This is a genomic window from Aquimonas sp., from assembly GCF_044377145.1.
Taxonomy (GTDB): domain Bacteria; phylum Pseudomonadota; class Gammaproteobacteria; order Xanthomonadales; family Xanthomonadaceae; genus Aquimonas.
In genome coordinates this window covers 1-14655 of record NZ_JBILJQ010000101.1, presented here as the reverse complement: position 1 = coordinate 14655, position 14655 = coordinate 1, and the positions used below count along the sequence as shown (strand labels likewise).

The following is a 14655-nucleotide window of genomic DNA, read 5'->3' as shown; positions in this document are numbered from 1 at the left end:
GGCGAATGTTCATGCAGTCCTCGGAGCGGAAAGCTCGGTCAGCAGGCCAACCAAGACCTCTCGTCCGACCAGCAGCGCTGACCGATTATGCAGGATGCATTCGTCCGGGATGCGACAGCTAGCCACTCATCCAGAACGCGTCAAGCGCTCTGCGCCAGCCAATTCACAGGTTGGCGGACGTTCGGCGCACTGGATGCGTCTACCGCCCATCCGGGTCCCAAGGCTCTCAACTCAAGCCCCACACGCCCCAGGCATGCGAGTAGCAGTCAAGCGCCTCAGAAGTCCGCGGCGGCTGGAAGCCCCAACGGCTTGACCTCCCTCGCGCCGCAGCAGGATTTACGTCCTGAAGGATTCACACGGAAAACGGCGCGGGTTTCGCCCACGACCGACGCGCGACAGGCTCCCGCGCGGTAATGGTTGAGTTGGGAGCATTGGGGCGGAAGCTGTAGAACGTGCTTGCAAGGCTCGCGCAGATCCTCGCCGCCCATGCAGGCTCGCGTTTGTCTCCCTACGCCACAGGCAATCGCCCATGTCGCACCGATTGATCACGTTCTTCACCCTGTGTGTTCTGCTGGCGGCGCCGTTGGCGGCCGCTGCCAATGCCGACAAGCAGTGCGCCGAAGCCGCGGATGCAGCGCGCGCTGCGGCCCAGCGCTATCACACGTTCTATCTGGATGCGGGCTGGGGCGGCCGCACCGATCGCGCTGCGGCGCACATGAACGCCTGCCACGCCGCGTTCGCGGAGCGCGGCTTCGGCCTGATCGGTGTCGAGATCAACAGTGAGAACGAAGACGTGGAGGGCTACTTCCTCAGCTACGGTCCTGCCGACGCCGACTGAGGCCACGCGGCGGCGGATCGCCGATGTCGCATGCCCGCACCGCGTGCAGCGCGTGATCAGTTCACTGACCGCCCGGTGTGCGCCGACTCTGCAGGATGAATCTGCGCCGGCTCAGTCGCTGTGCAGCTCGGCCACGAAGTCGTAGGCATCGCCGCGGTAGTACGAACGCGAGAACTCGACCACGCGGCCGTCGCGCAGAAAGCCGCGGCGTTCGATGTACAGGCCCGGCGTGCCCGGCTGCAGATGCAGCAGTCGGGCCTGTTCGGGCGTGAAGGCGATCGCGCGCAGCCGCTGCAGCGCGCGCACCGGCCGCCCGGCCAGGGTGTCGAGCGCCTCGTAGAGTGAATCCTCGACCAGATTCGGATCGCTCAGGATTTCCTGCGGCACCGCGCTGCGCTCCAGCGCCAGCGGTTCGTCACCGGCATAACGAAGTCGGGTCAGGCGTACCACCCGCGCGCCGGGCGAGAGGTTCAACGCCATCGCTTCGGCCGGCGTGACTTCGCCGGTTTCGCGCTCCAGGAACACCGAGCGCGGACGCAGGCCTCGGGCGCGCAGGTCGTCGGTGAAACTCGACAGCTTGCTGATCGCCTTGACGATCCGATCGGCGATGAAGGTGCCGGCGCCCTGGCGCTGCACCAGCAGGCCGTCCTTGACCAGGCCGCTGATCGCGCGGCGCACGGTGACCCGCGACAGTTCAAGGCTCTCGGCCAGATCGCGCTCGCCGGGCAGGGCCTGGCCGGGTGCCAGGCGTCCGCTTTCGATCAGACGACGCAGCGCTTCGCGCAGGCGCATATAGGCCAGCGGGCGGCTGCCGATCGGCGACACGTCGGTCTGGGTGAGCATCTCGGCGATGAGTCGATGCATACGTATAAAATACCAATCGGATACCGGGATCAGAATAAGCCGCTTGAAACAGGCTTGAAAAGGGGTAAATTTGCAGACCACCGGATCTGATTGGTATGCCGCTGGGCGTCGACCCAGCAGACCGGACCACTTTCCCCGCCTGATGAGGTAGCGCATGAGCCCGGCGATGGTTCCCGCCGATCCGTTTGATCTGGTCATTTTCGGCGGCACCGGCGACCTCGCCCTGCGCAAGCTGTTGCCGGCCCTGCTGCACCGCTTCGCTGACGGCCAGATCCTGCCCGGCACCCGCATCATCGGCGTCGCCCGCGATGAGGGCCTGGACGCTGACGGCTATCGCCAGCGCGTACGCGAATCGCTGAAGCACGCCGCCGGCCCCGAACTGCTCGATGGCTTTCTGCCCCTGCTCGACTACCGCGCGCTGGACGTGCGCCGCGAATCCGGTTGGGACGATGTCACCCAGCTGATCCTCGCCGCCGGTGAGCGCGTGCGCGTGTTCTATCTGGCCACCGCGCCGGACATCTTCGTGCCGATCTGCGAGCGCCTGCGCGACTGCGGCTTGAACGGCCCGTCCTCGCGGGTGGTGATCGAAAAACCGATCGGCACCGACCTCGCCAGCGCGGCGCGCATCAACGACGCCGTGGGCCACTGCTTCAACGAGCTGCAGACCTATCGAATCGATCACTACCTCGGCAAGGAGACGGTGCAGAACCTCACCGCGCTGCGCTTTGCCAACGCGCTGTTCGAGCCGATCTGGAAAGCCGAGCACATCGATCACGTGCAGATCACCGTGGCCGAAACCGTCGGCGTCGAGGGCCGCGCGCCGTACTACGACCGCGCCGGCGCGATGCGCGACATGATCCAGAACCATCTGCTGCAGCTGCTGTGTCTGGTCGCGATGGAGCCGCCCGCCAGCTTCTCGGCCGATGCGATCCGCGACGAAAAGTTGAAAGTGCTGCGCGCGCTGAAGCCGATCACCTCGATCAATGCCAGCCTGATGAGCGTGCGCGGTCAGTACCGTGCCGGCGCCGTCAACGGCCAGGCGGTGCCCGGCTATCCGGACGAACTCGGCGGCAGCTCGCGCACCGAGACCTTTGTCGCGCTGAAGGCCGAAGTCGCCAACTGGCGCTGGGCCGGGGTGCCGTTCTACCTGCGCACCGGCAAGCGCATGCCCGAGCGCGTGTCCGAGATCGTGGTGACGTTCCGGCCGGTGCCGCACTCGATCTTCGAGGGCGTGACCGGGCCGATCACGCCGAACCGGTTGGTGATGCGTCTGCAGCCGGACGAAAGCGTGACCCTGTGGCTGACCAACAAGGTGCCCGGCCCCGGTGGCCTGCGCCTGCGCCACGTGCCGCTGGACATGAGCTTCGCTGAAGCCTTCAGCGGCATGCGCCATGTCGACGCCTACGAGCGTCTGCTGATGGATGTGGTGCGCGGCAACCCGATGCTGTTCATGCGCCGCGACGAAGTCGAGGCGGCGTGGGTCTGGGCCGATCAGATCCTGGCTGCGTGGGGCGGATCCGAAGATCCACCCAAGCCCTATACAGCCGGCAGCTGGGGCCCGAGCGCGGCGGTTGCCCTGATCGAGCGCGACGGCCGCACCTGGAGCGACCATGTCGAGTAAGCGCGCCCGCGACGTGCCGCTGCAGATCCCGCAGCTGCGGCAGCGCGTCTTCAAGGACGGCGCCGAACTGGCGCGCGGCCTGGCTGAGCGCGTCGCTGCAGAACTGGAGGCGGCCTTGCGTACACGCGGTCGCGCCCTGCTGGCGGTATCCGGCGGCAGTACGCCGAAACGCTTCTTCGCTGAACTGTCCAAGGCCGAGATCGACTGGAGTGTCGTCGACATCACCCTGGCCGACGAACGCTGGGTGCCGGCGACCGACGAGCGCTCGAATGCGCGTCTGCTGCGTGAGCACCTGCTGGTGAATGCGGCTGCGGCGGCGCGATTCCTGCCGCTGCACATCGAGGATCAGGGGCCGGACGCGGGGGCGGTGCTGCTGGAGCAGGATTTCCTTGGCCTGCTGCCGATCGACGTGCTGGTGCTCGGCATGGGCGCTGACGGCCACACCGCTTCGCTGTTTCCGGGAGGCGACCAGCTCGACGCCGCGCTTGATCCCGCCGGAGTCCGTGTACTGCTGCCGATGCACGCGCCCGGCGCACCCGAGCCGCGGATCACCTTCACCCTGCCGGTACTGGCGGCCGCTCGGCATCTGCATCTGCACATCGAGGGCGCGGCCAAGCAGACCGTGCTGCGCGAGGCGCTGGCGCGCGGCGAACTGCCGATCGCGAAGGTGCTGGCGGCGGGTGAGCGGGCGGTGGATGTGTGGACGTGTGCTTGAGGCCGGGAATGGGGAGTCGGGAGTGGGGAATCGTCGAAGCGCATGACGCGCTGGACGCTTGCTCGGAACTCGCTGTCGAGCCCCTCTCCCCATGGGAGAGGGGTTGGGGAGAGGGTCCGGGAGCCCTCAGACGTCCAAACGCCGGTAACTGCCGAGGTGCTCTTGAAAGCACCTCGCGCTCGATGTGGGGCGTACGCTCCGACCGAACCCTCTCCCCCGTCCCCTCTCCCACGGGGAGAGGGGTGAACAGCGGCCCTAGCGCTGTATTCGCCTGATCCGGAGCCTTCATGAGCACCGCCACACTCCCCAGCGTCCCCCTGCACCCCGTCCTCGACGAGATCACCCGTCGCATCATCGAGCGCAGCCGCGAGACCCGCGGCGTGTATCTGGAGCGCATCCGCCGCGCCCGCGCCGAGAGTACCCATCGACGTGCCTTGTCCTGCGGCAACCTCGCGCACGGGTTTGCAGCCTGCGCCGACACCGACAAGGCGCGCCTGCGCGGTGTGCAGACTGCCAACCTCGGCATTGTCACCGCCTATAACGACATGCTCAGCGCCCACCAGCCCTACGAGCGCTACCCCGAGTTGATCCGTAGCCTCGCGCGCGAGCTGGGCCACACGGCTCAAGTCGCCGGCGGCGTGCCGGCGATGTGCGATGGTGTGACCCAAGGCCGCGCCGGCATGGAGCTGTCGCTGTTCTCGCGCGACGTGATCGCGTTGTCGACTGCGATCGCACTGTCGCATGACATGTTCGACGCCGTGGTGTGCCTGGGCATCTGCGACAAGATCGTGCCCGGCATGTTGATCGGCGCCCTGGCGTACGGGCATCTGCCGACCCTGTTCATTCCGGCCGGGCCGATGCCCAGCGGCCTGCCGAACAGCGAGAAATCGCGGGTGCGCCAGCTCTACGCCGAGGGCAAGGCCGGCCGCGAGGAGCTGCTGGAAGCCGAGGCAGCCAGCTACCACAGCCCCGGCACCTGCACCTTCTACGGCACCGCCAATTCCAACCAGATGTTCATGGAGATCATGGGCCTGCACCTGCCCGGATCGAGCTTCGTCAACCCCAACACGCCGCTGCGCGAAGCGCTCACCCGCGCTGCCATCGAGCGCGTCTTCGAGATCACCAGCAGCGCCGGCGACTACCGCCCGATCGGCGAGATCATCGACGAGCGCAGCTTCGTCAACGCGGTGGTCGGCCTGCACGCCACCGGTGGCAGCACCAACCATCTGCTGCATCTGGTGGCGATGGCGGCGGCCGGCGGTATCCAGATCACGTGGGACGACTTCGATGCGCTGTCGCATGCGGTGCCGCTGCTGGCGCGGATCTATCCGAACGGCAGCGCCAATGTGAACCAGTTTCACCAGGCCGGCGGCATGGGCTTCATCATCCGTGAGCTGGGTAGCGCGGGCCTGCTGCATCTGGATGCAGGCACGGTGTGGGGCGGCAGCCTGGCCGACTACGCGCAGGTGCCGGTGCTCGACGGCGCCACCCTGCGCTTTGCGCCGCAGCCCGCAGTGAGTGCGGATGAGAGCGTGCTGCGTCCGGTCGCTGCGCCATTCCGTGCGGATGGCGGCCTGCGCCTGCTGCAGGGCCCGCTCGGTCGCGCCTGCATCAAGGTGTCCTCGGTGCAGGACGACCGCATGGTGGTCACCGCACCTGCGCGGATCTTCCACGAGCAGGACGAGGTCAAGGCGGCGTTCGAGCGCGGCGAGCTGGAGCGCGATGTGATCGTGGTGCTGCGCTTCCAGGGCCCGGCCGCCAACGGCATGCCCGAGCTGCACAAGCTGACTCCGCTGCTGACCGTGCTGCAGAAGCGCGGCTTCCGCGTGGCGTTTGTCACCGATGGCCGTATGTCGGGCGCGTCCGGGCAAGTGCCCGCGGCGATCCATGTCACACCCGAGGCCGCCAAGGGCGGGGCGCTGGCACGTTTGCGTGACGGCGATGTGGTGACGGTGGATGCGATCAACGGTCGGCTCGATGTCGCCGTCGATCCCGCCGAGTTCGCCGCGCGCGAACCGGCGCAGACCGATCTGGAGCATTACCACTTCGGCTTCGGCCGCGAGCTGTTCGCGTCCTTCCGCGCGGCGGTCGGTCCGGCCGACGGCGGCGCCAATGTACTGTTGAACGCCTGATCCCCACCCGAGCGCCTGCCTCTTCCGGCAGGCGGCTCATCAGCCCAAGGTTGAACCCATGAATCTGCTCGAATCGCACACCCATCGTCTGGCCACCATTCTGGATCTGGCGCCGGTGGTGCCGGTGGTGGTGGTCCACAACCTGGCGCAGGCGGTGGACCTTGCGCGCGCCTTGGTCGCCGGCGGCATACCGGCGATCGAAGTCACCCTGCGCACGCCGGCAGCGCTGGACGCGGTGCGCGCGATCGCGGCCGAGGTCGAGGGCGCGGTGGTCGGCGTCGGCACCGTGATCGAGCCCAAGCAGTTTGACCTCGCGCTCGAAGCCGGCGCGCAGTTCGCGGTATCGCCGGGTTCGAGCCCAAAGCTGCTCGCCGCCGCACGCGAGCACGCGCTGCCCTGGCTGCCGGGTGCGGCGACCGCGAGCGAGTGCATGGCACTGCTGGAAGAGGGCTATCGACTGCTCAAGTTCTTTCCGGCCGAAGCGGCCGGAGGCGTCAATGCGCTGAAGGGTTTTGGCGGTCCGCTGCCGCAGCTCGGCTTCTGCGCCACCGGCGGCATCAGCCTCGACAACGCACCGAAGTACCTCGCCCTGCCCAACATCCGCGCCGTCGGCGGCAGCTGGCTGACACCCGAGTCGGCCCTGTTGGCCGGCGACTACGCGCGCATCGAGGCTCTGGCACGTGAGGCGGCGGGGCTGAAACGCGGGTAGGCCGGGCCCCGGCTTGCCGGAGTCCGGCGCGTTCTCCCGCTCTCCCGATTTTGTAGGGCGGCCGCGGCGAGGCGCCGGTGGTACTGGGTCCCGACTCAAACGACTCGTGCGATCTGAAGCGCCAATCTTCGCCTTACGCCATAAACCCCAGATCGCGGCTGGCGAAGTTCGGCAGGTTCGGGAAGATCGCATCCAGTGCGCTGGAGTCGGTCACACCCATCCAGCGGGCGAGGGTGGCGCCGACTTGCTCAACGCCGGTGGTGGGAATGTACTGGCCGCGCGAGAAGCTCCAGTCCTGATTGGCGTTGTCGTCGGCATCCAGCTGCAGATCCGGGTAGCGGCCATAGAGGCGGCCGCCGTTTACCGCGCCGCCGAGCACGAACTGGTTGCCGCCCCAGCCGTGGTCGCTGCCGTTGCCGTTGCCTGACAAGGTGCGCGCGAACTCGCTCATGCTGAAGGTGGTGACCTCGCTGCGCGCGCCGAGCTCGCCGAGTGCATCCCAGAACGCGCCGACCGCCTGGTTGAGCTGCGTAAGCAAGGCGCCGTGTCCCGTGCTGGCGACCGGCTGGCCGGCGACGAACATGCCGCTGTGCAGATCGAAACTGCCGAAGCGTACGAAGTAGACCTGGCGCTGCGCGCCGAGGCTACGTGAGACCTTGATCATGCGCGCCACCATCGCCAGCTGGCCGCCGAGGCTGCTGACGGGAAAGGGCGTGGCGAGCTGTCCATCCGGTGATTCCAGCAGGCCGTACAGGGCTTCGCCGACGGCGAGGCTGCGCCCGGTGGTCGCTGCGAATTCGCGGGCATACGGGTTTGACTGCGGTGCGCCGAGCAGGGCATCCAGTACCGCACGGCGTGCCTCGGGGAAGTTGTTGCTGGCGGCACCTTGGCTGTACTGGTCCAACAGGTTCACGCCGCCACTGTCGAGCTGGTAGGGCAGCACGCCGTCACCGACCAGATAGCGCGCGCTGCCGGCCAATGAGATCGCCGATGACAGCCCGTTCGGCAGCGGCGCGAAGCCGGCCTGCGCGGCCACGCGGCCGCCCCAGCCATACTTGGCCAGGGGGCTGTTGGTGTCGGTCAGGCCGAGCTGCCAGAGCAGTTCCTGGTCGTTGTGCGAGAACAGCTGCTTGGGTCGCGGCGCGCCGGCGTTGTATTCGCTCTTGCTGAGCGGCCGCACCAGTGGGCCGGTGTTGCAGACGAAGCCCAGATGACCGCCGTCGAACAGACTCTTCAAGCCGCTGCGCGGGCCCGACAGATCGAAATCGGCGCAGGCCGGATGCAGGCCGAAGGCACTGCCCGAACCCTGCGCTGTGATCGGCAGCAGATCGTTGAAGCCGAGCGCGAGCCCGGCCGGATTGGCGCCCGACCACACGCCGCCGCGCGAACTGCGGTAGACGTCGTAGCGGCTGCCCGCAAGTTCGCTGTCGCGCGGCGTCAGCAGGTTGTAGCTGTCGTTGGCGCCAGCCAGGTAGATGCAGACCAGGGCGCGGTAGTCGCCGCCGCCCGTGCCTTGAGCGGCGTGCGCGCTCGGCAGCAGGGACAGCTGCGGCAGGAAGGCGCCGGTGCCGGCCGCCGCCAGCGCGCAGCCCAGGCCGGTCAGCAGACGCCGGCGGGCCAGTGATTTCGGTGTGCTGATCACGATGCTCATGCGAAGGCTCCTTCTAGAACTGCAGGGCGAACTCGGGCGAGATCGCGATCAGATGGATCAGGTTGAGCGCCTTGCGGCGCTGGTCGGTCACGGCCATCGGGCCGCTCACCAGATCGGTCAGCAGCTGGCGCATCTGCGCCGACATGCGTCCCGCGAGCAGGCGCTGATTCAATGCCTCGACCAGACCCGCGGCATCGGCGGGCAGAGACTCCAGCGCGGCCGGCGGCAGATAGGCGAGGTTGGCCGGCACACTGAAGCTGGTGGTGGTCTGGCCGCTGCGCGTATAGCCCGCCCACAGCCGCGCCCACAGGTCGTCGCTGGCGGTCACCACGCTGGTCTCGTTGACGATCTGCAGCTCCGGCGCGTACAGGCCGCGATCGGCGAATTCACCGGGAGGCTGATGGTCGGGCTCGTAGAAGTTGAACACCGAGGGCGCCCCGAGAGGGCGCTGCTGATAGGCGCGCTCCGGAGTGTTGATGCCGACCAGGCCGCTGCTGCCGGGCTGGGCGCCGAACGCCCGCCACACCGCCAGCAGGCGCAGCATCGGTTCGCGCAGCTTGCCGAACTCGGGGCCCGGCTGGTTGTTCATCGCTTCGGCGTCCAACAGCACCGCGCGCACCACGGCGCCGAGGTTGCCGCGCACGCCGCTGCCGTCGTCCTCGAAGGTCTCGGCCACGCGGCGGATGTAGCCGGGCGAGGGGTTGCTGGTGACCAGGCGCTGGATCAGCTGACGCGCCACAAACGGCGCGGTGTTCGGATGTGCGGCCAAGCTGGCGACCACGGTATCGACCTGGTCGTCGCAGTAGTCGATGCAGGCCTGACGGTCCTGTGCGGGCGTGCCGGCATGACAGGCCACCGGGCTGGGACCGACAGTGATGCCCGCCAGCAGTTCCTTGCGGTCATGCGGCGCCGGCAGCACGGCATAGTTGTCGACCACGGTCGCACTGCGGCCGGTGTCGGCGTAGCGCGGATAGCAGACCATCGGCGCATAGCGATCCGGATGCACCAGCCCGGTGCCCTGGTAGGAGGGCGGCGCCTGCGCGTACAGCAGGGTCGAGAAGTTGCAGGCGCTGCCGGTGCAGCCGCAGTTGCGGTTGATGGCGACGCCGCCGGGGCTGGCCGGGCCCGTGCAGGCGAATGCCAGCCCGGTGAACACCCGTGCGGTGGACCCGATCAGGGCCTGGTCGTAGGTCTGGATCGGCTCGCCGTCGTTGCCGATGATCGGGCTGAAGTCGAGCGCGCGTTCGATCAGCCCGATCGAGAACAGCTGCATCACTTCGCGGGCGTAGTTCTCGTCCGGGCTCAGGGGGCTGGGGCCGAGGACACCGTTGGTGTAGCTCCAGTCGGTCTTGCTGTTGCGCAGATGGCTCAGGTAACCCCCCATGGCCGGGCTGCGGGTGACCGCACGCAGCAGGTCCTCGTAGCGGCCGAACGCGTGGCGCAGCAGCAGATCGTTGTACTCGGCGACCATCTGCACTTCGCCGTCGAGCGGGCTGCCGTCGGCATCACTGACGACCAGCATCTGCGACAGCGCGTAGGCGACCTTCTGCCGCAGCACGTCGGGCGCGTCGAACTGGGTGCGGAACCACTGCTCGACACGCAGGCGGCGATAGAACGGGCCGTTGCGCGGATCAACCAGTACGGCGGCGGCAATGGAGTTCTCGACTGCAGGCCGCTGCAGGCTGATCGCCGCGCCCATTTGCGCATCGAACCAGCCGGCATAGCCCTGCTGCATCAGCGCTGCGGCCTCACCCGGTCGCGCGCCGAAACCGGCACGCAGCAGGAACCGGGCCGCTTCGGCTTCGTTCCGCGGCGCCGGCGGCGGCGATTCGAAAGCGCCGCCGTCGCCGCCGAACAGCGCTTCCGCGCGGGCCTGTGGAGCTGCCGCAGCGCAGGCCAGCAACAGGACGAACACACACACGTGGCGTATCGACATGACGGTCCTCGAGCGCGCAGGGCGCAGTGGGCGGGAGGTGCGGGGATCAACGCGCGGGCGTTCCCCGCGTTGACACGGATTCACCAGGGACGGGATGACTCGAAGCGGGCGCCGAAGATGAAGTCACGCGGGATCGGGTCTTCGACCGGCTCGCCCAGCGCGCCGCGCCGCACCCAGTCGTGGATCAGCGCCTGCAGCTCCAGCGAGACCGCGCCGCCGGGCGGCATCGACTGGCCCGCATCAGGCGCGCTGCAGTTGAGCTTCTGCACCAGCAGGCTGGCAGCGGGATCACCCGGCTCGACCCGCATCAGCTCAGGCGCCAGCGCGCTGGGCTGGCCGACCAGGAACAGCACGCCGAAGCGTTGAACCGACAGATCCAGATCACCCGCCGGTGCGCTGCCAAGATGGCAGTTCTGAGCGCAGCCGGCTTCGTCGTTGAGGCGTTGCCAGACTTCGGGCCATTCGACGTCGTAGCGGATCGGAACAGTGTCGAGATCGGCGCAGCCGCTGGCGGCGAAGGCGCTTGGCAGAAGCAGGTTCAAGCCCATCGCGAGCAGCGGACGGGCAATACGAAAGACAGACATGTCGATGCGCTCGGCAGCGGAGGTCGTCGGTCTGAACGCAGTCGGACGCCGACGGTTGACCGCTGTCCGCGATGAAGTGGTCGGCGGGCGGCGCGGTCGATTCCAACACCACCAGGCTCATGCGCGACTCGTGGCCCAGGCGCGTCGGCCCGGGTGATCCAGAGCAGGCTCGCGGACGCACTCGCCGACTCGCTATCGGCTGGCCTTGCGTGAGCGCCTCAGCGGCGCAGCAGACGCGCCTCGCGCTGCGCCGGCGTCATCGCCATCAGTTCCTGCCGGAGCAGCTCGCGCTGTTCGGGCGGCAGGGTCTCGAACTCGGCGCGCAGGGCGCGTCGGGCCTCGGGGCTGAGGCCGCGCACCATCGCCCAGCTGGCCTCGCGCTGGTCCTGCGGCAGGTGAGCGAAGGGGCCTGGCGGGCGCGCCTGCGTGCTGCGACGCATGGCTTCGGCGCCCTGCAGGAAGGCGCGACGCTCGTTCGGGCTCATGCCTTCAAAGCGCCGCCGCAGCTCGACGCGTTGTTCCGGCGGCAGGTTCCGGAACTCACGGAAGCGTCGCTGCAGACGTTCCTGCTGCTCGGGCGTCAGCGTCCGATAGCGCTGAAGGGCCGCCCGCAGGCGTTCGCGCTGATCCGGCGCCAACCGCTGCCACTCGGCCAGGCGTTCGGCGGCGCGCGCGCGCTGATCCGGGCTCATCGTCAGCCAGCGCTGAGCGCCGCGCCGCATCTGCTCGCGGGTGGCCTCATCCAGGCTGCCCCAACTGTCTTCGAACGGTGCAAGGGCGCGCTGCTCGGCCGGTGGCAGGGCCTTGAAGCCGGCGTCCTCGGCGGCTGCCGCCGTCGGCACGGAAATGCCTGCCAGAAGAAGCACGGCCAACAGCGGCCAAAGGATCAAGTGAGGGCGCCTAGTCATTCTGGTGCTCCGCGCGACCGCGCAGGCGCGGACGATCTGTGTTGATGGGGCGGGGTGCTTGTTCGTTGCGCCCGATCGCAGGCTGCGCCGTTGCTGCCGTCGGGTCGGCGTCGTCCGCCGGCGTTGCGTTCATCTGCTGCGCGTTCTGGACGTCCTCGGCAGCCTGTTCCAACAGCCCGAGCTCCGGCACTTCACCCTCGGCATCGGCGAACTCGGCGAGGAACAGCAGCAGCTCGACGTCGCTGGGTGCCACGCGGTCGGCAGCCTGCAGCGGCACGACGCACACCATGCCGAAGGCCAGCAGCAGCCCCGGCCGCAGCCGCCTTGCGGCTCCTTCGCGCGGGCTCAGCCCTCCCACGCATCTTCCTCGGTCTGGCTGTCCAGCCAGGCGTAAAACTCGAGGTCTTCCAGCAGGGCGGGCTCGACATCCGCCGCGATCATGGCGAAATCCTCGCTGCTGGTTGGCGCCGGCACGGGCGGGGCCTGCAGCGCCGGCAGCAGCACCACGGCGAGTACGGCACTGACGGCGAGCGCTATGCCCCAGCGCAGCGGCAACACCCAACGCTGGCGCGCCGGAGCAGCCGCGGCCAGTGCCGCCTGACGCGCGCGATTCAGGCGCGAGAGCGTGGCCGCATCGAGTGTCTGCGCTGATTGCTCCAACACCGCGCGCAGCCGAGCGGTGTCGGCGGACGGATCCTTGCCGTGCTGCGTCTGCGGTGTGTCCATGTCCGGCCTCCTCACTGCCAGTCGTGCAGATGTTCGCGCAGGCGCGCCAGCGCCCGCGACAGATGGGTTTTCACACTGCCCTCGCCGCAGCCCATCGCTGCCGCCGTCTGCGCCACATCGAGGCCTTCCCACACGCGCAGCAGGAAGCACTGGCGTTGGCGGATCGGCAGCGCGCGCAAGGCGACCTCCAATGCGCCGATCAGGCGCTCATCCGACAGCCGCATCCACGGCTCGGGCTGCTGCGGGTCGGCGATCTGCTCCAGCGGATCGGACTCGTCGTCCTCGCGCGGCTTCAGCCACAGCCGCCAGCGCGAGCGCACCTGGCCGCGCCGATGGTGATCCATGATCCGGCTGTCGAGTACGCGGTGGAACAAGGGCGCCCACTCGGCCGGATCGTGCCCGGCATAGCGCCGGCTGAAAGCCAGCATCGCATCCTGCACCACATCCAGCGCGTCCTCACGCTGCCCGCAGGACAGCTCAGCCATCCGCAGCGCACGCCGCTCCACCCCGCGCAGAAACGCATCCAGCGCGGCGAAGCGGTTGCGTTGCAGCGGTGCGGTTGCGGTATCCAGCGCGGAGCTTCCATCCAGTCGAAACGCGAGCGTGCCTGAGTTGGCGGGCATGGGCCAAACCTGCCGTGGGTGTGGCGGGTTCAACGCGCGAGCGGGTGGGGCGTTGACAGGTTTGCCGGATCAGAGCGCGGGAGTCTTTCTCCGCACGCGCCGACTGGATCGCTTCGGCGGGTTTGCGGTGGCGTGTGGCGGTGCAGAGCGATTCCTGGCGCGGTGGCAGGCAGGGCGCTCCGCGCGTTGGCCACGACTATCAAGCCAAGACGCGAGTTCGGTTGTCGAAGCTCTCAGCAGATTGGTGCATCCGTGGCCGAGCGGCCCTGGGACGCGTTGCGGGCGGCATCGGCAATCGTTCCCGAGAAGCGCCACGCGTCCCGAGCTCAGAGGCTGCGCGGCGCTGTCGCGCAGCGCTACTCCGGCTGCCACTCCGGCCACACCTTCTGCAGCGGATCGAACTCCAGCACGTCCATGCGCTCACCGCGGTAGCCGAAGCCGGTGACTGCCAGTACACCTTCCTGCATGGGGTCGAGCCCGAAGGCGTCCTCGATATCGCCCTCATTGATCGCGGCGGTGATGAATGCACCGAGGCCCAGCTCGGTGGCGACCATGTACTGCATCTGCGACAGATGGCCGGCATCGAGAATCACCGCGCGGTAGGCCTTGGCGTGGTTGCGGTACTTCCAGAAGTTGCGCTGGAAGCGCGCAGCCAGGATCACCTGCACATGGGCATCGACGAACCAGGGCTGGTGCGCGACGAACACGCGCGCGTGTTCGCGCGCCTCGATCGCAGTCAAGGCCTTCAACGGTTCAAGCACATGCGTGTCCGGGCGGTAGTGGTACAGGCCCGGCTCAACGCCTTCCACATGTTGCACCAACAGATATGCCTCGACCGGATGCAGCCCGCCGGCGGAGGGGCTGTTCTTCTTCAGCACTGGAACGCCGGAGATGATGCTGTGGCCTTGGGCGCCGTAGACGGTGTGCAGAATCTGCGCGAACTGATCAAGCGAGAGTGCTCGGCTGGGGTCGAAGTTGCGACAGGTGCTGCGCTGTCTTCGCTGCGCGGGTGACTCCTGCGAGGGTGGCGGCAGCAGTAAGGCTTCAAGCTCGTCGGCACGCTCTAGCGTCGGCGACGGTGGTGCGCCCAGATGTGATCGAAGCGCTTCATCGCTGATTGTTGGGAGACCTCCGGGAGCCTCGATTTCAACATCGACGCCTTGCCACCGCAGATGGCGATGCGCGAGCGCAGCAAGGGGATTCCATGTCGATGCAAGCAAGTTAGGGAACCTCTGTTTTATCCCAGCCCGGCTGGTAGAATTTGTGCATCACCCACATGACAGTCACCCCATGAAGCAGACCACCTTCGACTCTCTGGCCTACACGGCGAAGAAGAAGCAGACGCGCC

Annotated in this window: 14 protein-coding genes; 5 read left to right on the top strand and 9 right to left on the bottom strand. The window is 68.2% G+C overall.

Annotation, left to right across the window (positions count from 1 at the left end):
* Positions 1-529 precede the first annotated feature (529 nt).
* A complete protein-coding gene (locus ACIQ7H_RS20265; RefSeq protein ID WP_395794957.1) occupies positions 530-838 on the top strand; it encodes a hypothetical protein in 309 nt (102 codons plus the stop codon).
* A 111-nt stretch (positions 839-949) separates the two neighbouring features.
* On the opposite strand, the gene ACIQ7H_RS20260 is transcribed toward ACIQ7H_RS20265, so the two are convergent.
* Positions 950-1702 (bottom strand): GntR family transcriptional regulator, encoded by a 753-nt coding sequence (locus ACIQ7H_RS20260; protein WP_395794955.1) that lies wholly within the window; start codon positions 1700-1702, stop codon positions 950-952.
* A 154-nt stretch (positions 1703-1856) separates the two neighbouring features.
* Here ACIQ7H_RS20260 and zwf point away from each other — a divergent pair, with 154 nt between their 5' ends.
* The 4 genes from zwf (at position 1857) to eda (ending at position 6879) form a co-directional block, all read left to right on the top strand.
* Entirely contained in the window at positions 1857-3323 is a 1467-nt protein-coding gene (gene zwf / locus ACIQ7H_RS20255) for a glucose-6-phosphate dehydrogenase (protein WP_395794953.1), read from the top strand.
* Positions 3313-4038 carry a 6-phosphogluconolactonase gene (gene pgl / locus ACIQ7H_RS20250; RefSeq protein ID WP_395794951.1) on the top strand — a complete coding sequence of 242 codons (726 nt, stop codon included), beginning with the start codon at positions 3313-3315 and terminating at the stop codon, positions 4036-4038. The genes zwf and pgl overlap by 11 nt, the downstream gene beginning before the upstream one ends.
* A gap of 317 nt (positions 4039-4355) precedes the next feature.
* Complete coding sequence (gene edd, locus ACIQ7H_RS20245; RefSeq protein WP_395794961.1) at positions 4356-6170, top strand: phosphogluconate dehydratase; 1815 nt, start codon at positions 4356-4358, stop codon at positions 6168-6170.
* Between the two features lie 58 nt (positions 6171-6228).
* On the top strand, positions 6229-6879 hold the full coding sequence (gene eda / locus ACIQ7H_RS20240; RefSeq protein ID WP_395794949.1) for a bifunctional 4-hydroxy-2-oxoglutarate aldolase/2-dehydro-3-deoxy-phosphogluconate aldolase: 651 nt from the start codon (positions 6229-6231) through the stop codon (positions 6877-6879).
* A gap of 133 nt (positions 6880-7012) precedes the next feature.
* Here the strand turns inward: eda and ACIQ7H_RS20235 are convergent, their stop codons facing one another.
* From ACIQ7H_RS20235 to ACIQ7H_RS20200, 8 genes are all read right to left on the bottom strand, one after another.
* Entirely contained in the window at positions 7013-8530 is a 1518-nt protein-coding gene (locus ACIQ7H_RS20235) for a DUF1501 domain-containing protein (protein WP_395794947.1), read from the bottom strand.
* 13 nt (positions 8531-8543) lie between these two features.
* The gene (locus ACIQ7H_RS20230; RefSeq protein ID WP_395794945.1) at positions 8544-10466 is read right to left on the bottom strand and encodes a DUF1800 family protein; all 1923 of its coding nucleotides are present in this window, start codon (positions 10464-10466) and stop codon (positions 8544-8546) included.
* Between the two features lie 80 nt (positions 10467-10546).
* Positions 10547-11050, bottom strand: a complete 504-nt coding sequence (locus ACIQ7H_RS20225; RefSeq protein WP_395794943.1) for a hypothetical protein — start codon at positions 11048-11050, stop codon at positions 10547-10549.
* Positions 11051-11268: 218 nt separating this feature from the next.
* A complete protein-coding gene (locus ACIQ7H_RS20220) occupies positions 11269-11958 on the bottom strand; it encodes a DUF3106 domain-containing protein (protein WP_395794941.1) in 690 nt (229 codons plus the stop codon).
* A complete protein-coding gene (locus tag ACIQ7H_RS20215; protein ID WP_395794939.1) occupies positions 11951-12316 on the bottom strand; it encodes a hypothetical protein in 366 nt (121 codons plus the stop codon). The genes ACIQ7H_RS20220 and ACIQ7H_RS20215 overlap by 8 nt, the downstream gene beginning before the upstream one ends.
* The gene (locus tag ACIQ7H_RS20210; protein ID WP_395794937.1) at positions 12304-12684 is read right to left on the bottom strand and encodes a hypothetical protein; all 381 of its coding nucleotides are present in this window, start codon (positions 12682-12684) and stop codon (positions 12304-12306) included. The genes ACIQ7H_RS20215 and ACIQ7H_RS20210 overlap by 13 nt, the downstream gene beginning before the upstream one ends.
* Positions 12685-12695: 11 nt before the next feature.
* Positions 12696-13307 carry an RNA polymerase sigma factor gene (locus ACIQ7H_RS20205; RefSeq protein ID WP_395794935.1) on the bottom strand — a complete coding sequence of 204 codons (612 nt, stop codon included), beginning with the start codon at positions 13305-13307 and terminating at the stop codon, positions 12696-12698.
* Positions 13308-13663: 356 nt separating this feature from the next.
* A complete protein-coding gene (locus ACIQ7H_RS20200; RefSeq protein ID WP_395794959.1) occupies positions 13664-14548 on the bottom strand; it encodes a putative peptide maturation dehydrogenase in 885 nt (294 codons plus the stop codon).
* Between the last annotated feature and the right edge of the window lie 107 nt (positions 14549-14655).